The organism is Enterococcus sp. 3G1_DIV0629 (assembly GCF_002141285.1).
GTDB lineage: Bacteria > Bacillota > Bacilli > Lactobacillales > Enterococcaceae > Enterococcus_B > Enterococcus_B lactis.
In genome coordinates this window covers 26,801-46,209 of sequence record NZ_NGLI01000001.1, presented here as the reverse complement: position 1 = coordinate 46,209, position 19,409 = coordinate 26,801, and the positions used below count along the sequence as shown (strand labels likewise).

Annotated in this window: 19 protein-coding genes; 4 read left to right on the top strand and 15 right to left on the bottom strand. The window is 39.0% G+C overall.

What is annotated here, in order from left to right:
• Window positions 1–22: 22 nt before the first annotated feature.
• From A5816_RS00215 to A5816_RS00200, 4 genes are all read right to left on the bottom strand, one after another.
• The gene (locus A5816_RS00215; protein WP_002308156.1) at window positions 23–229 is read right to left on the bottom strand and encodes a hypothetical protein; all 207 of its coding nucleotides are present in this window, start codon (window positions 227–229) and stop codon (window positions 23–25) included.
• A 94-nt stretch (window positions 230–323) separates the two neighbouring features.
• On the bottom strand, window positions 324–1,826 hold the full coding sequence (locus tag A5816_RS00210) for a phosphomannomutase/phosphoglucomutase (RefSeq protein ID WP_086310430.1): 1,503 nt from the start codon (window positions 1,824–1,826) through the stop codon (window positions 324–326).
• Window positions 1,827–1,843: 17 nt separating this feature from the next.
• Complete coding sequence (locus A5816_RS00205; protein WP_086310429.1) at window positions 1,844–2,299, bottom strand: arginine repressor; 456 nt, start codon at window positions 2,297–2,299, stop codon at window positions 1,844–1,846.
• Window positions 2,300–2,396: 97 nt separating this feature from the next.
• Window positions 2,397–3,017 carry a GyrI-like domain-containing protein gene (locus tag A5816_RS00200; protein ID WP_086310428.1) on the bottom strand — a complete coding sequence of 207 codons (621 nt, stop codon included), beginning with the start codon at window positions 3,015–3,017 and terminating at the stop codon, window positions 2,397–2,399.
• 220 nt (window positions 3,018–3,237) lie between these two features.
• Between A5816_RS00200 and A5816_RS00195 the strand changes: the two genes are divergently transcribed.
• Together A5816_RS00195 and A5816_RS00190 are read left to right on the top strand one after the other, a co-directional pair.
• Window positions 3,238–4,611, top strand: coding sequence for an MFS transporter (locus A5816_RS00195; protein WP_086310427.1), 1,374 nt, complete (start codon window positions 3,238–3,240; stop codon window positions 4,609–4,611).
• Window positions 4,612–4,685: 74 nt separating this feature from the next.
• The gene (locus A5816_RS00190) at window positions 4,686–5,798 is read left to right on the top strand and encodes an FAD-binding oxidoreductase (RefSeq protein WP_086310426.1); all 1,113 of its coding nucleotides are present in this window, start codon (window positions 4,686–4,688) and stop codon (window positions 5,796–5,798) included.
• Window positions 5,799–5,869: 71 nt separating this feature from the next.
• On the opposite strand, the gene A5816_RS00185 is transcribed toward A5816_RS00190, so the two are convergent.
• The 7 genes from A5816_RS00185 to A5816_RS00155 all read right to left on the bottom strand — a co-directional run bounded on the left by A5816_RS00185 (window position 5,870) and on the right by A5816_RS00155 (window position 13,266).
• Window positions 5,870–7,507: a phosphoenolpyruvate carboxykinase (ATP) gene (locus A5816_RS00185; protein WP_086310425.1), complete on the bottom strand. Its 1,638-nt coding sequence runs from the start codon at window positions 7,505–7,507 to the stop codon at window positions 5,870–5,872.
• 167 nt (window positions 7,508–7,674) lie between these two features.
• Entirely contained in the window at window positions 7,675–8,283 is a 609-nt protein-coding gene (locus A5816_RS00180; RefSeq protein WP_002314516.1) for a LysM peptidoglycan-binding domain-containing protein, read from the bottom strand.
• Window positions 8,284–8,667: 384 nt separating this feature from the next.
• Complete coding sequence (gene queG, locus A5816_RS00175; RefSeq protein ID WP_002374907.1) at window positions 8,668–9,819, bottom strand: tRNA epoxyqueuosine(34) reductase QueG; 1,152 nt, start codon at window positions 9,817–9,819, stop codon at window positions 8,668–8,670.
• Window positions 9,820–9,837: 18 nt separating this feature from the next.
• Window positions 9,838–10,593, bottom strand: coding sequence for a hypothetical protein (locus tag A5816_RS00170; RefSeq protein ID WP_086310424.1), 756 nt, complete (start codon window positions 10,591–10,593; stop codon window positions 9,838–9,840).
• 139 nt (window positions 10,594–10,732) lie between these two features.
• The gene (locus A5816_RS00165) at window positions 10,733–11,683 is read right to left on the bottom strand and encodes a metal ABC transporter substrate-binding protein (protein WP_002374903.1); all 951 of its coding nucleotides are present in this window, start codon (window positions 11,681–11,683) and stop codon (window positions 10,733–10,735) included.
• Window positions 11,684–12,523: a metal ABC transporter permease gene (locus A5816_RS00160; RefSeq protein WP_002308137.1), complete on the bottom strand. Its 840-nt coding sequence runs from the start codon at window positions 12,521–12,523 to the stop codon at window positions 11,684–11,686.
• Window positions 12,520–13,266 (bottom strand): metal ABC transporter ATP-binding protein, encoded by a 747-nt coding sequence (locus A5816_RS00155; protein ID WP_010731952.1) that lies wholly within the window; start codon window positions 13,264–13,266, stop codon window positions 12,520–12,522. The genes A5816_RS00160 and A5816_RS00155 overlap by 4 nt, the downstream gene beginning before the upstream one ends.
• A 238-nt stretch (window positions 13,267–13,504) precedes the next feature.
• On the opposite strand from A5816_RS00155, the gene A5816_RS00150 reads away from it, so the two are divergent.
• A complete protein-coding gene (locus A5816_RS00150; RefSeq protein ID WP_002314512.1) occupies window positions 13,505–14,875 on the top strand; it encodes an amino acid permease in 1,371 nt (456 codons plus the stop codon).
• 50 nt (window positions 14,876–14,925) lie between these two features.
• Here A5816_RS00150 and A5816_RS00145 read toward each other — a convergent pair whose 3' ends face one another.
• The 4 genes from A5816_RS00145 to A5816_RS00135 all read right to left on the bottom strand — a co-directional run bounded on the left by A5816_RS00145 (window position 14,926) and on the right by A5816_RS00135 (window position 17,777).
• The gene (locus tag A5816_RS00145) at window positions 14,926–15,822 is read right to left on the bottom strand and encodes a LysM domain-containing protein (RefSeq protein WP_086310423.1); all 897 of its coding nucleotides are present in this window, start codon (window positions 15,820–15,822) and stop codon (window positions 14,926–14,928) included.
• Between the two features lie 113 nt (window positions 15,823–15,935).
• The gene (locus A5816_RS16150) at window positions 15,936–16,106 is read right to left on the bottom strand and encodes a hypothetical protein (protein ID WP_002291423.1); all 171 of its coding nucleotides are present in this window, start codon (window positions 16,104–16,106) and stop codon (window positions 15,936–15,938) included.
• On the bottom strand, window positions 16,103–16,780 hold the full coding sequence (locus A5816_RS00140; protein WP_086310422.1) for an NAD(P)H-dependent oxidoreductase: 678 nt from the start codon (window positions 16,778–16,780) through the stop codon (window positions 16,103–16,105). The genes A5816_RS16150 and A5816_RS00140 overlap by 4 nt, the downstream gene beginning before the upstream one ends.
• Before the next feature lie 91 nt (window positions 16,781–16,871).
• Window positions 16,872–17,777, bottom strand: a complete 906-nt coding sequence (locus tag A5816_RS00135) for an AraC family transcriptional regulator (RefSeq protein ID WP_002312019.1) — start codon at window positions 17,775–17,777, stop codon at window positions 16,872–16,874.
• Between the two features lie 174 nt (window positions 17,778–17,951).
• On the opposite strand from A5816_RS00135, the gene A5816_RS00130 reads away from it, so the two are divergent.
• Window positions 17,952–19,406 (top strand): glycoside-pentoside-hexuronide (GPH):cation symporter, encoded by a 1,455-nt coding sequence (locus A5816_RS00130; RefSeq protein WP_002374893.1) that lies wholly within the window; start codon window positions 17,952–17,954, stop codon window positions 19,404–19,406.
• The last annotated feature ends 3 nt before the right edge of the window (window positions 19,407–19,409 follow it).

The following is a 19,409-nucleotide window of genomic DNA, read 5'->3' as shown; positions in this document are numbered from 1 at the left end:
GCGCTTTCTACAAAAATTCTGCTTATTCAAATACCAGAATACCGTCTTCTACTATTTTTCCAAAAAACAAAAAGATGCCACTCGTGAATAACAGAGTCATATTCGTTCCAAAATAAATAGCAATCTTTTCTAAATAATCTTTTATATGATTGATTTTAAGATACATATATACCAGAAAGTTGACCCCATAGACCAATACTGTTAAAAAAATAACCATATTCGTTACCATTTTTTTCCTCCTTTTGCTGGACACCCTACCAGCACTCGGTTTAACCTTACCACTTTTTTTGTTGTCCAAGCAACTACCTTTCAAGAAGTTTGGTTTATTCTGCTGATAATGATTCAAGATCAGAAAAATGCCCGAATAACTTTGCTAGTTTTTCTACCACTAGCTGGTTCTTTCCGCTCTCGTCATTTTCTACCTGCAATACTAACAACGGCTCATGTAAGCTTAAACGAATCAAAAACCAACCGCTTCCATAAGGTTCTTGCAGATTATACCGAATACCTTCTTCATTTGCCGGGTCGAAGTTCATCCCTTTTTCTTCTTCTAGCAGTCGCTTCATGTCTTCTAATATCTTGTTTCCTTGTTCGCGTGGTTCATCGCTGAACAATTTTAGTCGGATTTCTTGTACTTCTACAGGCTGTTTCAACTCTTTGATTTGTTCATCCAATGTGATACCTTTTCTTTTTAATTCTGGCAAAAGCATCAGGATCTTTGCGATGACGTATGCTCCATCATCCAGAAAATAATTTTCCTTGAATGCAGCGTGGCCGCTTGTTTCGATGGCTAGCTGTGTATCTTTCCCAAGACGATTAAGTTCTAATGCTTTATTGATCACATTTCGATAGCCGGAAATATAACGAATTTGGGTGCCTCCTTTTTCTTCAATGAATTTTTGTAGATGAGAAGAAGTAGGAGAATTCGTTACGATCCTTGTTTCTGGATGCTCTTTTAATACGATCGTACTTAATACTGCGATCAAATTATTTCGATTGATGACTGTTCCAGAAGCACTGACCACAGCTGAACGATCCACATCTGTATCAAAAATGATCCCAAGATCTGCTTCATTTGCTAAAACAGCCTGCTTGATACTTTCCATCGCTTCTTTGTTATCAGGATTGGGGATGTGATTAGGAAATCGACCATCTGGTTCCAAAAATTGAGATCCTGTTGTATCAGCGCCTAAGCTATTCAATACTTTTTCAGCAAAGAATCCTCCAGCACCATTTCCAGCATCCACGATGATTTTCCAACCTTTTAGTGGTTTGTCATCTTGTGTTCCCATCCCTTTTTTGATTTTTGTGACTAGGTCTTGCGCATAAGGTGTCAAAAGGTCTGCTTTTTCCACACTTCCCGCTTGTTCACTTTTTACTTTTTGCTGTTGTGACAGGATATAAGCAATATCTTCTTTTTCTGCCCCTCCTTCTGAGGTGAAAAATTTTATTCCGTTGTAATAATAGGGAAGATGGCTAGCAGTCAGCATGACCGCAGCGTCGCATGAGAATTGTTCAAATTGAGTGGACATAAACATAGCTGGCGTAGTAGCTAATTCGAAATCAATAACATGTATCCCTTGTTCTTTCAGACTTTGGATCAACGCCTCTTTTAGTGCTGGTCCGCTGATCCTGCTGTCATGACCAATCCCAATCGTCCATTTTCTAGTTGGGTTAGTTGACTTCTTCTTTTTCTTTAGCCAGTTTGCTAGTCCCCAGCCGATCTTTTCTACCCTGTCTGTCGTCAAATTGACTTCATGACCTTCAACTGGTAATGCAATCCCTCGAATATCCGATCCGTTTTGTAGCGCTTTCATATTTTCCATATAAAAGTCCTCCTCAGTTATTCCCTCATTTTTTCTAATTTTTCCGCAAATCGCTGTGCTTCTTCTTCTGAGCGGCAAATAATAATGAATGTATCTACACCTGCCATCGTTCCAACAACTTCGGGATAAGCAACTTCGTCTAACCAATTCGTTACCACATCAGCGCCATTTCGTTCAGTCAATACGATAACCATGAATTGAACATACTGTATACGTAAAACCTCACGCCGAATTGCCGTACGCAAACGTTCTTCATTTAAAGAAACAGATGGTTGGTTAAATAATGTATAGCGTACTATTTTATTTTCATTTTGGCTTTTTACTAACTTCATTTCTCTGATGTCTCGAGAAATCGTAGCTTGAGTCACATCGGCACCTGCTTCATGCAACCGTGTAAGCAGCTCTTCCTGTGTCCCAATCGGTTGTTCTGTAATCATTTGGCGGATCAATGCTTGTCGCTGTTTCTTTTTCATATTAGACACCTCTCAATATTGATTATAGCAAAAGACAAGTAATATTTCTTCTTATTTTGGTATTTTTTACTTTTATTTTTCGATTTTATTCAGGTTGCTATCTTTTTTCTATTTTGACACGCAAAATCGTCTTCATTTTTTCAGGTGCAGATTTTCGTGGATCACTGATATAGATTTCTTTGTGTTCTTTAGAAGTTTTTTGATAGCCTTCTTCTGCAATGAATGCTTCTAATTTCTTAAAGGATTCTGGTTCTTCATCATAGGAACCGATGTGTAAGATTTGGGCACAAAGACCTTCTTCCATCTTTCCGAATGCTACTTGTTCTCTCAAGTCTTCCGGAAGTTTGCTCAAAGAACGCTGAATGGCTTCTTGTGCTATCGCTTCTGTAACAAAGTCAGGCTGTCGGATCATCAATTGATAAGAAAAATGTTCTTTTTTCATCACTGGTTCATGCAAATACTTTTCTTGTAGTCCCCATTGTCCTTCCAACGGATAGACAGTATACATCTGATAATCAGGAATCAGCCAATTTTTTTTAGGCGACATGCGTATTGCATAGCTGACTGCATATAGACAGGCTACTCTTCGTTTAAAGTCTTCCTGATTCGGGTCGCCGATCCCTCTGATGCTAAAGAATGGTTTTTTAGGAACCTCTAGTATTTGCGGGCTTTTTTTCATACTATAGTTCTTGTCTTTACGCCATTCGATTTTTTCCATTTTTCTTCCTCCGCGAAATTCCATTTAGTTATTTATTATCATACCTCTTTTTGAGTGACTTGGCTAATCGTGTTGACACTATTTTTCAGTTTGTGCTAGAATAAGTTAAGTAAATAAATCGTACAGATAACACGTTTCGGCGTGTCGAGAGAGAGGCGGTTTCTATTTTTATAATAGAAATCACTCTCTTTTTTTACGAAATTTTTTAGAGGTGATGTAAATGACAAAACAAAAACAGCTGCTTTTAGTACCTGCAGTAATTGCAACAGGGATGATGTCTTTTGCGGGCGTATTGATCGAGACGGCCATGAATGTAACTTTCCCCACGCTTATCAGACAGTTTGATTTAACGACCGCACAAGTCCAATGGGTAACAACGATTTATCTTTTGATGATTTCGATCATTGTTCCGCTGTCTACTTATTTGAATCGCAATTTTAGTCTCAAAAAACTCTTTTTAGCTTCAAATCTGCTTTTCTTGGCAGGTATAATGATCGATTTCTTCTCTCCTACCTTCATGGTCCTATTGTTTGGTCGATTGCTCCAAGGGGCAGCGACAGGTATCGCTCTTCCGTTGATGTTCCATATTATCTTGACATTTGCCCCCCTCAATCGACGAGGCGCGATGATGGGTGTCGGTACTTTGACAACGGCCATTGCTCCAGCGATTGGACCCACTTACGGAGGCATTATGACTTCACATTTTACATGGAATCATATTTTCCTGTTTCTTGTGCCCATTTTGATCCTTTCTTTGATTATCGGCTGGTTTGCTATTCCCGAGATGGCAGTACAAAAAAATAGTTATTTGGATTGGTGGAGCGTTTTAGGAATCTGTCTTTTGTTTAGTGGAAGTCTGACATTTTTGAGTACGTTGGGAACACTTTCTAGTTGGATTGCTTTGATCATCGGCGGGATCGGCTGGTTCCTATTTTACTATCGAAGTAAAAAAGTGGAACATCCGCTGATTCGGCTGTCCATTCTTTCAAATAAAACATTCCGTTTGTTTTTAATTGGCTTCTTGGTTTATCAGTTTTTATTACTTGGTGTGTCTTTTGTCTTACCGAATTTCCTTCAGATCGTTCAAGGAAGCAGTCCTTTTGTCGCTGGATTAGCCATGCTTCCCGGTGCAGCGGTTGGTGCGTTGCTTTCTCCTTTTTCTGGTAAAATGCTGGATCAATATGGTCCGAAGAAGCCAATTTTTGCTGGATTGATCCTTTCTTTGATTGGTTGGCTAGCATTATTCCTATTTATCGGACACGCTTCATTGGGTGTATTGATTGCCTGTCATGTTTTTTATATGGTCGGTATCGGTTTGTCTTACAGCAATATGATGACGACTGGAATGAATGCGCTGAATGAAGAACTGCAAGGAGACGGGAATGCAATGTTCAATACCTTGCAACAGTTTTCTGGTGCTGTGGCTACTTCATTAGTAGCGGTTATTATCAATTATGTTCAGCATCATACTTCCCATAATTACGAAGTGTCTACTACATTAGGATCAAAAGCGGCATTGGGCGTCTTATTGCTGTTACTTCTTATCAGCTTTGCTCGATTCGTCTATTCTCTGTTTTTTGCTAAAAAAGCGTAGTTTCCATATACGGCAGGTGTTGCATCTGCCGTTTTTTTGTGTGAAAATGGTTGTTTGTAAAAGGAGGCTTTTTTATGGAAAAAATTGCCATTATCGGTGGTGGAATCATTGGTATGACCCTAGCCAATTACTTGGATACATCAACATTCGATGTTGCTTTGTTTGATGAAGGGACAGGACAGGCAACTAAAGCAAGCGCTGGGATCATCTCCCCCTGGTTGTCAAAACGCAGAAACAAACAATGGTATCGTCTGGCTAAAGACGGCGCTGCTTTTTTCCCTAAACTTATAAAAGATTTCCAACTTGATCAAACGATTTATGCACAATCAGGGACACTTTTGCTTCGGCCTGAACAAGATTTAGCTGAATTAGCTGTTCTTGCGGAGAAACGAAAAGAAGAAGCGCCAGAAATTGGAAACATCGAATGGCTTTCACCTGAACAGACATCCCAAGCTCTTCCGTTATTGAAGCCAGCAGTTTCACTGCGTATCAGTGGTGGTGGTCGTCTGGATGGAAAAGCATATTTAGAATATCTTGGTCAGCGTTTAGTACAAAAACAAATCGAGCAGATCCAGGCAAAAGTCACCTTGCACAAGAATAACGATTCTTGGCTCATCAAGGGATCATTTGGAGAATACACAGCTGACCGCGTAATCTTGACACCTGGTCCTGCACTTAAGCCTCTATTGAAAAAATTAGGCTATTCTGCAGATATACGTCCGCAAAAAGGGCAGCTCTTAGCATTTCAGACATCTTATAAGATGAGTCAAGACTGGCCTGTTGCTATGCTTGACGGAGAAGCTGATTTCATTCCTTTCATGGATGGAAAGATCCTTTTAGGTGCTACCCATGAGAACGATCAAGGCTGGGATTTGGCTCCTACTAGCGAAGCTTATAAGGGATTGACTAAGAGTACAGAACAGTTCTTGGCCGATCCAAATCAGATAAAAAACTGGCCATACGAGTTCCGTGTAGGTACCCGTGCTTATACGTCAGATTTTTCCCCATTTTTCGGCGTATTGCCAGATGACCCAAGTCTACTGGCTGCTAGCGGTCTAGGCTCTTCTGGTTTGACGACAGGCCCTTATATCGGCTATCTATTAGCCAACTTCTTAAATACTGGTCATTGGCCTACGGAAGATTATCAAAAGGACATCTCCACCTATATTACGAAAAATCCATTATAGAAAAACAGCTTTTTCAAGTAAGGATTCCGAGCGATATAGCGCATGGATTACTTCTTGAAAAAGCTGTTATTTTAGTTCAATTTCTGAATCAAATTCTCCAAACTTTCTTTTGCTTCATCTGGCAAGAGATCTTTTCCTATCTGAGCTTCAATGAATCGTAAACGACTATCAAGTCGTTGTTTCACCAGATTTTTATAAGACGTATCCTCAAAAGAAACAGGAAAATCTGGTATAGGTAAATAGTGGATGTCTTCAAACGGACCAAACGACTTGAATTCTGCCGTTTGTTGCACGATTCTTTCAACGATTGACAATGTCGTTTCAGGTTTGATTTTTTTATCATCGAAATATCCAGTATTCAGGACATAGCAGGCTGTTTGCTGTTTCAAAAACAACTCTCGAAAAGCTTGATAGTCTTCCCTAAGAGGATAGACACGGAAAGGATTAGCAAATGGTTCAATGACTAGCTCATCTAGCTGTCTTTTTGTAGTGATATTTTCCGCGTCTGATCGTTTTGTTGCTAATGTTGCACCAAAAGACGCTGCTAAAACCGGGTCATTGATCTTGATAATTGGCGGAAGTGAATCATCTTTCATGATCCAAAAAACAGCATCGATCTTTTCGCTAAGATGATCGACTCGGTCTGGTGTCGCATAACGTGATTTGACTGTCCGCCCATTTCCGTTTCGTATATCTCCTGTCACTAGGACTTTTTCTCCTTTACTTGTACATGTCACGCCCACATTCTGACAAGTAAGGAAAGAAGAAATGGCCGGATCATCAGACGGATAGTCTTGTGTTTTATCAAAGTAAGAAGGTTCCAAGGCAGTAGCAAAACCATTTTTTCTAGAAATAACAAAAGCATCGTCATGTAGGATCGTAACAGAGTGCCCTTCCGAATGTTTTGCTAAGGTGATCGTTGATTTTCCAGAACCGGACAACCCAAATACAGCCATCGTATAAGTCTGATCATTACTAGTATATTGTTTCATCCCGCCATGGCAGGCAATAAAACCATTGCGATTCCCCAATGCCCAAGCAAGCGTCAAAGTCGCTTTTTTTAATTCCCCAAAGTAACGTAATCCTAGCACAGCAGCTGTATTATGGAGAGAATCAAATAAAACGAGTCCATTGGGAAAGGCTTCATGCGTCCATTCGGGATCACAAAAGATATAAAGATCTCCCTCGTCAAAGGACGCAGATTTTTGATAAGTAGCCAAGGTCTTCGCATTCGCTAGCTGAAAATTCAGTATATAAGAATACAAATTGTTCTCAAACCCTTCTGGAATCAACAAATGACTTTGTACAGAAAATTCTTCAGATAGACCAACGATTACTTTTGTATGATAAAATTGTCGCTTTCGACTTTGATACACGGCTTCTCTTAAAATCTTCTCGTATTTACTTTGCTCCTTGTCCAAGTCCTCAAAGATACGCCGAGCACTTGCTGTTCTTCCTACAATACTTCCATCATTGAATACTAGTGTCCTAGCATCAGCTGGTAAATCTAGTTCTTCAGCATGTGAGACCGTTATATCTGTGATGATCGTTCCTGGACTCCCTTTTGCTAGTTGATAAGCTGTCTTCCTGTCAAAAACTTCTTGAACATTATTACCGTAGAATGCCGTTTCAACAATGGATCGAATACTGGATAACAGTGGATTTTCACTTGTGATTTCCTCTAATTCGAGACTCTCTTTTGTACTCATGGCTCCTCCTCATCCCCTAAACAAAAAAAGCGTTTTCTTTATTATACATTATCCGAGTTTTTATTTGTACTGCTGTGCTGAGGGAAACAAATCATTTATTTCTCATAAAAAAAACCGAGAACTTGAATAAACAAGACTCTCGGTTTCATCATTTTTCTTTTATCGGCTTAGTACCAACCGTTTGCTAACCAGAATGTTTTAGCAGCATCCCATGAACCATAACGAGATGTTACGTATTGTTCTGCTACACGTTCTTGATTGGCAGCTGAATAGTCGCCGTTTAAGTATGAAGCATCTAATTGGTAACGGCCAATGTAACGTCCGTTAGTAGCTGTGTATGAACCGCCTGATTCTTTTTGTGCGATCCATTCTTTTGCAGAGCTTGAAGTTGGCGCCGTTGCAGCAGCTGGGGCAGCAGGAGCTACTTCAACTGTTTCAACAGGTGCAACGTATGTATGTTCTTGCGTTGCTGTTTCAGTTGTAGATGCTGTATTTTCTGTTGTGTTGCTTTCTGTTGTTGCTGAAGAATCATTTGAAGTTGGGATTGTTAATTGTTCACCAACATAAATGCGGTTGATGTCTGCAATTGAATTCTTTTCAGCAATTGCATCGATCATTGAGTTGTCTCCTGCAAATTTTTGTGAAATCTTAGATAATGAATCACCTGATTTTACTGTGTAAACTTCATCAGCGTGAGCATTTGTAGTTCCTACAAACATTGCAGTAGCACCAGCAGCAAAAGTTGTACCTAAAACAATTTTCTTAAATGAATTCATATTAAACTCCTTTTTTTCTCCGTTTTTTATTCTTTCGACGCTATTAACTTTATCATTTAGAAATATTTCATAGGTAAAAGAATCATGACATTTAATGACAAAATGACGGATTATTTAATATTTGTAACATTTGGAGCAAATAAAAAATCAGACTAAAGTCGTAGAACCTAATGAAATCAACAAAGGAAACGATTTTTCATGTTTTTTTATATTCCATGAAAAACACATGTTTTTGTAACATTTCTCCTCATTTCTTGTAAAAAAACTAGAATTTTTTTATTTGTATCTCTCATAATTTATTAAAAAAGTGTAAAAAATAAAAAAAATCCAGTAATTGTTACAACAATTACTGGACAAAAACAATGAATAATGCTTGCTATTTTTTTATTTTAACTTTCTCCGCAACAATTTTTGTGCATGTTCTAGTTCATTTATGACGACTTCTTCCGATTCTTTAGCTAATGTTTCATCTAATACATCAAGCCATTTTTCTGGCTCTTTTGTTCCGAGACGTCCAATAGCCCAAGCTGCTGTTCCTCTGATGACAGGGCGGACATCCGTTAAACATTCTGAAATCTCAGGCAATGCCGTTCGATCTCCTAGATTAGCTAAAGCGATCAATGCGTTTCTCTGCAAAGGTTTTTTTCCACGCCACGAACCGGCTAAATGCCCAAATTGCTGCTTGAAGTCTTTATTCGACATCGACAGCATCGGCTTTAATTTTGGATATACTTCATCTACTTTTGGTTCCATCTCTTCATGAAAATGAAAATCTTTTCCTTGATTGTAAGGGCAGACTAACTGGCAGATATCGCATCCATAAATGACATTTCGCATTTTTTTCCGATATTCTTCGGGCATCATCCCTTTTGTCTGCGTTTGATAAGATAAACATCGCTGTGCATTCATTCTGCCATCACCAAGCAATGCTTTCGTCGGACAAGCAGTCACACAGCGCATACAGTCACCGCAACCAAACTCTCCTGGTTTATCCGGCTCAAATACGATATTAGTGACAATCTCACCAAGATAGACAAATGAACCGAACTCTTCGGTGATCAACAATCCATTTCGGCCGATAAATCCTAATCCAGCTCGCTGTGCTACAGCGACATCGATCAGTTCCCCAGTGTCTACTTGCGGAGCTAGACGCCATTCCTCTTCTTTTTGCCATTTTTCTGCTCTTGTTTGGATGAATTCGATCAATCGATTCAATCGGTCTCTCAGTATATCATGATAGTCGATTCCCCATGAGGCACGAGCAAATTGCCCACGTTTTTCATCCCTAGGTACTTCTTCATGGATCCTAGTAGGATACGCAAGAGCAATGGAAATGATTGATTTTGGCTGATCAAATGTCATTTCTGGATAAAGACGCTCATCGATATTTGGGTGTTCGAAACCAGAAGTGTGGCCGGCTGCTTTTTGCTCTTCCAACGATTCTTTTAATGAATCAAAAGGCTCCGCCGTCGTAAACCCGATCTTGTCAATTCCTAATCGTTTGCTTTCTAGTATGATTTCTTCTTTTAATGTCATGGTCTTCCTCGCTTGTTGTTAACGGCTGTATAATCCATAATATAGTTTTTCTTTTTTCAGTTGGACAAACTGGATCTGCTGATCAGCAATCTTCTTTTCTTCCATCCATTTTTTTCTTGCAGCAAATACTTCCCAATAATTTGTCGAAATCAATTTTCTTTTGTTATCCAATGCGTTGAAAAAATTCAAAGAAACTGGTTTTGTACTTAACAATTCATGGAGCCTTACCTCTTCCCATGGTGAAAACTCAGACAGATCGCGGGAATACAGTACTTCTTCATAGAGATTTTTTTGCTGCGTATACGTGAATGTTTGCGGGATCTTTCCGGGTCTGGCAATTTCTACTAGACGGTTATAAAACATATTCATTAATTTGCTGTTGGCAATAAATTGACTTTTATAATAGGCCGACTGGATCTTTTTGATTACTCCTTCTGCTTTGATTACTGAAAACAAAGCAGGCCATGCTTTGACGGTTATTTCGTCGTTTTGTTTAACTAATACGCCAGGTGTGAAGCCGACTGGAGAAAGGAACACAAAATAACCGATACCGGTATTTTCATCTAAAGGCTGAAATTCATCAAACAACCATTTGCCTATGTACAGCTGCTCTTCATCTGGTTCTGTTGTCTCGTTTTGATTTGCTATGAATAATTTAGCTAATTCTGCTTCAAGAAATTGAAGGGCTTGATCCTTGTCGGTATTTTCTTGCTGACTGATCAATCGAAATACTTCTTCTTTAATCGTATATTTATCTTTACGTGTAAAATTCATAGCCACACCTTCCTTCCTTACTCTAACTATAACGGAATTTTCTCAAAAAGGGTATCTGTACGCCGAAAAACATCATAATTTTTTCCGGTTTCTTGTAAAAAAACGCAAGGTCCGCTCCTTAAGCCAGACCTTGCGTTTTTCAGCTCTCTTTTGTTTGGGATAAACCTTCATGGATTGTTTCGATGTTCCATTTCATCATCTGATAGTAAGAATCTCCTTGTTCCCCTTCTTTGGCTATAGAATCAGTGAACAATTTATCATAAATTTCCAAACCCGTTTCTTTTGCTACTCGCTCCATACTTCTTGGATCTACACTGGTTTCCACGAATAAAACTGGCACTTCTTTTGCTCTTACCTGATCAATAATTGCTTTCATTTGGTCAGGCGTGCCTTGGCTTTCTGTATTGATTTCCCATATATATGCTGCTGGCAAATCATAAGCCCTTGAAAAATATTTGAATGCTCCTTCACTTGTTACTAATAATTTTTTGTTCTCTTCGATAGAAGCAAAACTTTCCTTCGCTTGTGTATCTAATTCTTTTAGTTTTTCCACATATGTTTCTGCATTTTTCTTATAATGTGTCGCATTTTCTGCATCTTTTTCAGAGAATATACGTGCGATTTCCTGCACATATTTTATTCCGTTAGACAGGTCTAGCCAAGCATGAGGATCCGCTTTTGTATTTTCTTCACCGCTAGTTAAATAAAGAGGTTCTACATTTTTGCTAACTGCAAAATAATCTTTTCCTTCTTCTTTCTTAGCTGTTTCCATCAAGTTATCGAACCAGCTGTTACCTGTTTCAAGATTCAATCCGTTGTATAAAATGACATCTGCGTCGCTTGCCTTTTTGATGTCTTCTGGTAGTACTTCATATTCATGCGGATCTGTTCCGACTGGTACGATACTGTGGATATCTATTTTATCTGTTCCAACCTCTTTTGCCATATCCGCCAAAATCGAATTGGTTGCTACGACTGACAGCTTTTCTTTACTTACTTCGTCTGCTTGATCTGAAGTTTGCTTTCCGCAACCAACTAACGTTAATAAACTAATTGCCAGGATCAAAAAAAGTGATTTCTTTGTTTTCATCTATCTGCTTCCTTTCTGAAATAAAATTCCTTTTGTTGGTGAGAATAAAAAAGCAAGAATAAAAAATGCGGTACATGCTAAAACAATCGTAGCTCCTGATGGCCAATTGTAACTATAACTGAAAAATACGCCGACAACGGCACTGAACATACCGATCCCTGCAGCCGTGATAATCATTTTTAATAAATGGTTCGTCAACAAGTAAGCTGTGGCAGCTGGTGTGATCAACATGGCAATCACCAAGATCGTTCCTACCGTCTGCAAACTAACTACAGCGACTAATGTCAAAAAGAACATCAAAAGATAATGGATCAGTGACGTATTCAGCCCATAAGCTTTTGCCATTGTTGGATCGAATGATGTGATCTTCAATTCTTTATAAAAGAAAAAAACAAATATCAAGACGATTCCGCTGACTAGTGCTGTCAGCAGCAGATCGCTCTCCCTAACAGCTAAGACATTCCCAAATAAAATATGATACAGGTCTGTCGCACTTTGAGCATATGAAATCAAGATGATCCCTAATGCAAAAAACGAACTAAAGACAATCCCGATCGCTGTATCATTTTTCAATCGGCTCCGCTGTGTCACGAAACCAATCACCGCTGCTGTCAACATCCCAAAAGCAGTGGCTCCAAAAATGTAACTAAAACCAAACATATAAGAAATGGCTACACCTGGAAGAACTGCGTGAGAGATAGCATCTCCCATCAAAGACATCCCACGTAAAATAATAAAGGAACCGATGACTCCAGAAGCAAGTCCTACAAGCATGGAAGTAACCAAGGCATATTGTAGAAATTGATAATTCATCAGTCCATCAATAAAAGATTGGATCATTTTTTCTCTCCTCCTTTTACTAAATGTCCGATGATCTCACCATAGGCCAGTTGAAGATTCTTTGATGTAAAGACTTCTTGTACTGGACCAGAAGCAATTAGCTGTTTATTTAAAAGAACAACTTCATCGAAATATTCTTCTACTTTATGAAGATCATGATGGACGATCAGAATCGTTTTTCCTGAATTCTTCAATTCTTGCAAGATGTCAAAGATTTTTCGTTCACTCAATGCATCGATTCCTACGAATGGTTCATCTAAAAAGATCCACTCTGCGCCTTGAGCTAGAGCTCGTGCAATAAAAACTCTCTGAAGCTGACCACCCGATAGTTCGCTGATCTGTCTTTTGGCATAGTCTTCCATCCCTACTTTTTTTAATGCTTGTCTTGCTCGTTCTTTTTCTTTTTTCCCGGGCCGCTGTCCGATTCGTAAAGAAGGATACGTCCCTAAAAGTACAACGCCTAACACATCGATTGGAAAGGAAAGATCCAATTCGCTTCGCTGCTCCACATAGGCTATTTTTTTACGGACTGATTTTACTGGCTGTCCGGAAAAAGCGACTTTACCAGTAGAAGCTGGTATCAACTCTAGCAATGCTTTCATGAATGTTGATTTTCCTGCGCCATTTGGTCCGATGATACCAGTGATTTTTTGTGGCTTTATTGTTAAATTGATGGTTTTCAAAACAGTTTTCCCTTGATAAGCGGCTGAAAGGTCTTGAATTTCAATGGCCGTTCGTTCCAAATCCTACACTCCTTTTTAGGTTTCCCTAACTTTTTATTTAAATATAGTTTAACTAAAAAGGAAAGCATTTACAAGTAGAAAGATGAAAAAGTTTTTTTCGAATTTTCCTCGCATTTTATGAAAATTTTCTGTAGAATCACATCAAGAGTTCAATAAGGCTAACCTAAAAATAATACAACTATCTATTGAAACGTTTAATTATTTTTCCTGTTGACTCAACAACGAAAGGAGTTTTTGTATGGAAGAAGAAAAGTTAACTCGAAGTCTTAGTGCCCGTCATATCCAAATGATCGCACTAGGTGGAACGATCGGTGTCGGTCTGTTTATGGGTGCCTCCTCAACCATACGCTGGACAGGGCCCTCAGTGATGGGAGCTTATGCGATTGCAGGATTCTTTTTGTATTTGATTATGCGTGCTTTAGGCGAAATGCTTTACGTCGATCCTTCGACTGGTTCTTTTGCAAATTACGCGAGCGAGTACATCCATCCTGTGGCTGGCTACTTGACCGCTTGGAGTAATATTTTTCAATATATTGTCGTAGGGATAAGTGAAGTAATCGCTGTAGGATCTTATATGAATTATTGGTGGCCCAATCTGCCAGCAATTATTCCAGGCATCATTGTCGTCTTATTTCTTATGTTGGCAAATCTTATTTCTGTCAAGGCGTTTGGCGAATTAGAATTTTGGTTTTCGATCATCAAAGTCATAACAATCATTTTGATGATCATTGCAGGTCTTGGGGTGATTTTATTTGGATTTGGTAATCATGGCCAGGCGGTAGGAATTTCAAATCTTTGGAAAAACGGTGGATTCTTCACTGGCGGTGTCAAAGGCTTTTTCTTTGCATTATCGATCGTCGTTGCTTCCTATCAAGGGATCGAACTGATCGGAATGACTGCTGGCGAAGCAGAAAATCCAAAAAAGACGATCATTGAAGCTGTTCAATCCACTATCGGTCGAATCTTGATTTTTTATATTGGTGCCATTTTTATCATCGTGAGTATTTATCCGTGGAATCAATTGAGTGAGATTGGCTCGCCTTTTGTCCAAACTTTTTCTAAAATCGGCATTACATTTGCTGCAGGGTTGATCAATTTTGTCGTGATTACAGCGGCATTATCAGGTTGCAATTCAGGTATTTTCAGTGCAAGCCGTATGGTCTATACACTTGCGATGAATGGAAAGATGTCTAAAAAGTTTCTGAAATTATCTCGTCATGGTGCGCCTTTTTACCCTGTCGTAGCCATCTCAGGCGGAATCTTGATTGGTTTGATCTTAAATTATCTTCTGCCAATGTTCATCAACCAGTCAGAAAATATCTTTGTCTTCGTATACAGCTCAAGTATTTTACCTGGTATGGTTCCTTGGGTGGTGATTTTGATCAGTGAGATTCGCTTCAAAAAGACTCACGCAGATAAAATGCATGATCATCCTTTTAAAATGCCGCTGTCTCCCTACACGAATTATGCAACACTTGCTTTTTTAGCTATCGTGTTGATTTTCATGTTTATCAATCCTGAAACAAGGATTTCTTTGATCATTGGTCTCGTTTTCTTGCTTTACATGACGATCCATTACTTTATACGTGAAAAAAGAACCGCCAAATAAAAAGAACGAAGCTTCCGTCAAGGGAGTCTTCGTTCTTTTTATTGCTTTTATCAATTCAATTTTAGTGTCTCACCGGGAGTCAGGAAATAATCGTCCATACTCATCCCATTCAGTGACAAAATCGTTTCTACTGGTACGCCAGTTCGCTCAGCTATTTGATTTGGACCTTCTCCTTCCAAAACAACAGTTGTCGCAGCCTGTGACGTCGTACTGCTAGTAGTCGTTTCAGTGTTTTCTGTTGTGTCTTGCGTTGTTCGAGCTTGCATTCCAGAAGCTTCTGTTGATTCTATCGTCTCAGACTCAGAAGATGCTGTTTCTTGTGTGCTTGTTGACTCTGCTTGAACAGAAGCGCTCGTCTGCAAATATATGTCGGAAATCTTAGCGACATGATTCGTATAGTTAGCCGATAGCTGATTGATCAAGGTATCTAAGGCTACACCGTCTTTATTATCTGCTGACTGATACGCTGCACGTAATTTTCCGATTCCTTCGTCGGAGATTGCTTGGAGCTCACGTGCTTTTTGGTTAGCAACTGCGGATAAACCAGCTATGCCCTCTTGATTTCCCTGGATTTCTGTTTGGTATTCTTCAATCAACACAGGTGTCTTTTCTTCCATCTTTTTCGAATAATCATTGACGATTGCTTGGAGTTGCTCTGGCAAATCATCTGCTGTTTTTTCTTCAGAAGTTTGTGTTTCTTTTGTTTCAGTCGATGCCTCACTTGTTTGTTTCGCATCTGTTTTCTTTGTCGTTGTTTCCGTTACGGTCATGCTTTTTGCATCTGACGAATTTTTCCCGTGAAAATACAGCCCTGCTACTCCTCCTGCTATGATCAAAAAAACGGCAACTGCTGCCCCAATCATGATCATCCGCTTACGTGCTGCCTGTTTTTGCTGTCTTCTTCGGGTCATCCGAACATTTTCTCCCCACTCATTTTCATCATACATTTTTTTCACCACCAATTTTTATGTATAACAGCGTTATCAAACGCTTCATATTCTTATTGTAGCAAATAATTGTCATTGTGCACATTTTTATCCTTGTTATTTATAAGAAAATTTCACCAGTTGAGATGATTCCAAGATCGTCCGTCGATTTCTCCTTGCAACTGTGTTGTTCGTTCATCTATCTCAGCCATCAGTTTCTTTATCTCATATAAGAGTGCACGGTCTTGATATTCTGATTTTTCACTTAATTCATCTAATTGTTGGATCAACCATTCATTTGTCATAATGAAGTTCCTTTCATTTCTTGCAGTGTAAAGGACAAGTCTTCGATCTGCTCTTTTGCGTCAGTCAGTGCTTCTATGATATATGTTTGTTTTTCCGAATCTTCTTCCTGCATTTTCTGATTTTCCTGTACTCTTTGAATAAACCAGTCAATCCGTTGAGTAAGCGATGGCTTCCCTTCCAATGAGAGATACTGCTGATAAGCAATTAGCTTCTCCCAACGTTTTTCTTGGGATAAATACATAAATTGTGCTAAAACGAATGGCGGAAGATAGGTCATATGGAATTTGTTTGCGATTCGCTGATATGGTCTCAAAAATTCGGAGATCGTATATTCTTCTTTCCCTCCAGCTTGATATTCCTTTTCCGCCACACCTGTTGTCAATACGATCCCTAATTCTTTTCCTTCTAATACATGTGCTGCTTGTTCCAAAACATTATCTTGCCAAATTTTTAAATGAGCAGGGGAACTATACCAGTAAAATGGAAACTGGAAAATGATTCGATCATGCTGTGCCAGGAGCTGTAGCTCAGCCTTTACATCTATCTTTCCATCTGGATAACTTGATTCTAAATGATGCCAAGTAACGGATAAACCGGAAGAAGCTTCTTTGAAAAATTGCTGATTCAGAGATTCCTCCATCGTTGGATGGCTGATGATGATAAGTGTACGCATCCCTTCTCCTCCTTTTTTAGTCTTCGTTTTACAGTGTAGCATAACCGCCACAAGTTTCTTTTGCCGACGCTTGTCCTTTTGTCCAAGCAAATTAGGTCGTCCAAGAGACTGCAGTTTGTTTTTCCAACTGTTTTTTCAAAGTATCCAAAGCAATATTCTTGAAATTTTCGTTTTTCATCCGTTTACGATAGTTCGTAGCCGTTTCTCCGGTACTCTTTTTGAACATTCGGCTAAATACGACTAGACTATTGAACCCTACTTGATAGGCAATGCTTTCCACGGATTCATCCGTCAGGGAAAGAAGAAATGCCCCTCGATTAATCCGTACCCCGATCAAATATTCCTTGATACTAGTACCCATATGATTTTTGAATACTCGTGACAAGTGACTCCGGTTGACAGCTAAATGCTGGGCGATTTCCTCAACAGATAAATTTTCCGCATAATGTGCCTCGATATATTTGACTGTCTCAACAGCTAAGGAGGAATGAACTTTTTGTACGCCACCGCTGATCTTTCCGCCGTCTTTTAAAAGGACTGATAAAAAACGGTAGGTTAGTGCTGTTAACTGTAATTCATTTTCCAAGGTTTCTTCCGTATCTTTCATGCATTCTAAAATAATGTCGATATATTTTTGTATATCGGAAGAGACCATCGTGTACTGGTCTTCTCTGAAAAGCGACTGCCGGATGATTTCTTCTGCCGCATGTCCACCGAAAGAAAGCCAACAATACATCCATGGATCTTCTCCATCTGATAAGTAAAATGTCGAGTCTCCTGGACGAATCAAGAATAGATCTCCTTTTTTCAATTGAAACTGTTGATTTTTCACATGATAAGATCCTTTGCCTTCCATCACGACGTGTAAGATGTAATCATTGCGAATAGCAGGACCAAAAGAATGAAACGGCATCGTTTTAGAGAAGCCGCAAAAATCAAAATACAATTCTTTTTCTACTTGTTGATGTTCCTTTTTTAAAAAAATCGATTGCTCCATTTCTTCCCCTCCTTACTTCTTTAGTATAATGCAACAAAAAGTTAAATAAAAGTCACAGAAATATATTAAAAAGGAAGCGATTTCTTGTTAAGTTTAAGTCATTAAAAGATCTTTGTTATTCGTTGTAACCGGTTTACTTAGTATTATATATTGAACAGGAGAGGAATACAGATTATGAAAAGCAAAATGATCCAACGTGTGTCCTACGCTTTAGGCGCTTTTGGACACGACACATTCTATGTTACATTAAGCACTTATTTTATGGTATTCGTGACAAGCCAGATGTTTGCAGGAACAGATAAGGCAACGAATGCAAAAATGATTGCTACAGTTACAAGCTTAGTTGTAGGTATCCGCTTAGTTGAAATTATTTTTGATCCTTTGATTGGTGGCGTTATTGATAATACCCGTACAAAATATGGTAAATTCAAACCATGGTTAGTTATCGGTGGTATTGTTAGTTCTGTACTCTTGGTAGCAATATTTACCAATTTCTTTGGCTTAGCTACTCATAATACAACTTTATTTATCATATTATTTGCAATCGTTTTCATCTTGCTGGATAGTTTTTATTCATTCAAGGATATCGCTTTTTGGTCAATGATTCCTGCTTTGAGCACGGAAACAAAGGAACGTGAAAAATTTGCTACGTTTGCTCGTTTCGGCTCTTCTCTAGGTGCAAATGGTACTACACTAGTCGTTGTCCCTATCGTTACTTTCTTTACCTATCTTGTTACTCATAAACATATTGAAGGCGCTTCAGGTTGGTTCTGGTTCGGTGTGATTGCTGCTGTTATTTCAGGCGGTACTGCGATTATCACTGCCTTGGGAACAAAAGAAGTCGATACTGCGATCCGTCAACAAAATGAAAAAGCCGGAATCAAAGATGTGTTCAAAGCAGTTGCTCAAAATGATCAATTGATGTGGCTTGCCCTTGCTTATATCGCTTATGCGATTGCTAATGTAGCAACGACTGCTGTATTGTTCTACTTCTTCAAATATGTACTTGGCCAACCAACTGAATTTTGGATCGTTGGTCTAGTTGCTGCCTTACTTGGTTTAGTAGCTGTTCCACTATTCCCAATGCTTACACGCGTCATCTCTCGTCGCTACGTTTACCTTGGCGGAATCACAATGATGATTTCTTCCTACTTTTTCTTTACGATCGCAGGTTCAAGTTTGCCAATCGTTATCATCGGGTTAGTATTGTTCTACTTCCCTCAACAATTGATTTTCTTATCCGCTTTGATGACAATCACAGACTCTGTTGAATATGGTCAATGGAAAAATGGTATCCGTAATGAAGCTGTTACTCTCTCTATTCGTCCTTTACTAGATAAAATCGCTGGTGCTTTGTCTAACGGAATCGTAGGTTTTGTCGCTATCGCTTCTGGGATGACTGGTAATGCTACTGCTGCTGATATCACTGCTCATGGCGTAACGACCTTCAAAGCTTATGCATTCTATGCTCCTGCTGCTTTAATGATTTTCTCCGCTATTATTTTTGCTTGGAAGATTACATTGACAGAGAAAAAACATGCACAAATCGTTGAGGAATTAGAAAACAAGTTGGCTCCAGCTGATACAATGGAAGATGAACTTCACGATGCAGTAGTTCCTTCACATTAAGAA

Coding starts and splice junctions, on each gene's coding strand:
- A5816_RS00180 (WP_002314516.1), bottom strand. CDS start 8,283: ATGAATTCATTTAAGAAAATTGTTTTAGGTACAACTTTTGCTGCTGGT.
- queG (WP_002374907.1), bottom strand. CDS start 9,819: ATGACATTAAAAGAAGAAATCATACTAGAAAGCAAACGATTAGGAATT.
- A5816_RS00195 (WP_086310427.1), top strand. CDS start 3,238: ATGACAAAACAAAAACAGCTGCTTTTAGTACCTGCAGTAATTGCAACA.
- A5816_RS00150 (WP_002314512.1), top strand. CDS start 13,505: ATGGAAGAAGAAAAGTTAACTCGAAGTCTTAGTGCCCGTCATATCCAA.
- A5816_RS00170 (WP_086310424.1), bottom strand. CDS start 10,593: ATGAATTTTACACGTAAAGATAAATATACGATTAAAGAAGAAGTATTT.
- A5816_RS00140 (WP_086310422.1), bottom strand. CDS start 16,780: ATGCGTACACTTATCATCATCAGCCATCCAACGATGGAGGAATCTCTG.
- A5816_RS00135 (WP_002312019.1), bottom strand. CDS start 17,777: ATGGAGCAATCGATTTTTTTAAAAAAGGAACATCAACAAGTAGAAAAA.
- A5816_RS00130 (WP_002374893.1), top strand. CDS start 17,952: ATGAAAAGCAAAATGATCCAACGTGTGTCCTACGCTTTAGGCGCTTTT.
- A5816_RS00160 (WP_002308137.1), bottom strand. CDS start 12,523: ATGATCCAATCTTTTATTGATGGACTGATGAATTATCAATTTCTACAA.
- A5816_RS00200 (WP_086310428.1), bottom strand. CDS start 3,017: ATGGAAAAAATCGAATGGCGTAAAGACAAGAACTATAGTATGAAAAAA.
- A5816_RS00210 (WP_086310430.1), bottom strand. CDS start 1,826: ATGGAAAATATGAAAGCGCTACAAAACGGATCGGATATTCGAGGGATT.
- A5816_RS00215 (WP_002308156.1), bottom strand. CDS start 229: ATGGTAACGAATATGGTTATTTTTTTAACAGTATTGGTCTATGGGGTC.
- A5816_RS16150 (WP_002291423.1), bottom strand. CDS start 16,106: ATGACAAATGAATGGTTGATCCAACAATTAGATGAATTAAGTGAAAAA.
- A5816_RS00165 (WP_002374903.1), bottom strand. CDS start 11,683: ATGAAAACAAAGAAATCACTTTTTTTGATCCTGGCAATTAGTTTATTA.
- A5816_RS00190 (WP_086310426.1), top strand. CDS start 4,686: ATGGAAAAAATTGCCATTATCGGTGGTGGAATCATTGGTATGACCCTA.
- A5816_RS00145 (WP_086310423.1), bottom strand. CDS start 15,822: ATGTATGATGAAAATGAGTGGGGAGAAAATGTTCGGATGACCCGAAGA.
- A5816_RS00205 (WP_086310429.1), bottom strand. CDS start 2,299: ATGAAAAAGAAACAGCGACAAGCATTGATCCGCCAAATGATTACAGAA.
- A5816_RS00185 (WP_086310425.1), bottom strand. CDS start 7,507: ATGAGTACAAAAGAGAGTCTCGAATTAGAGGAAATCACAAGTGAAAAT.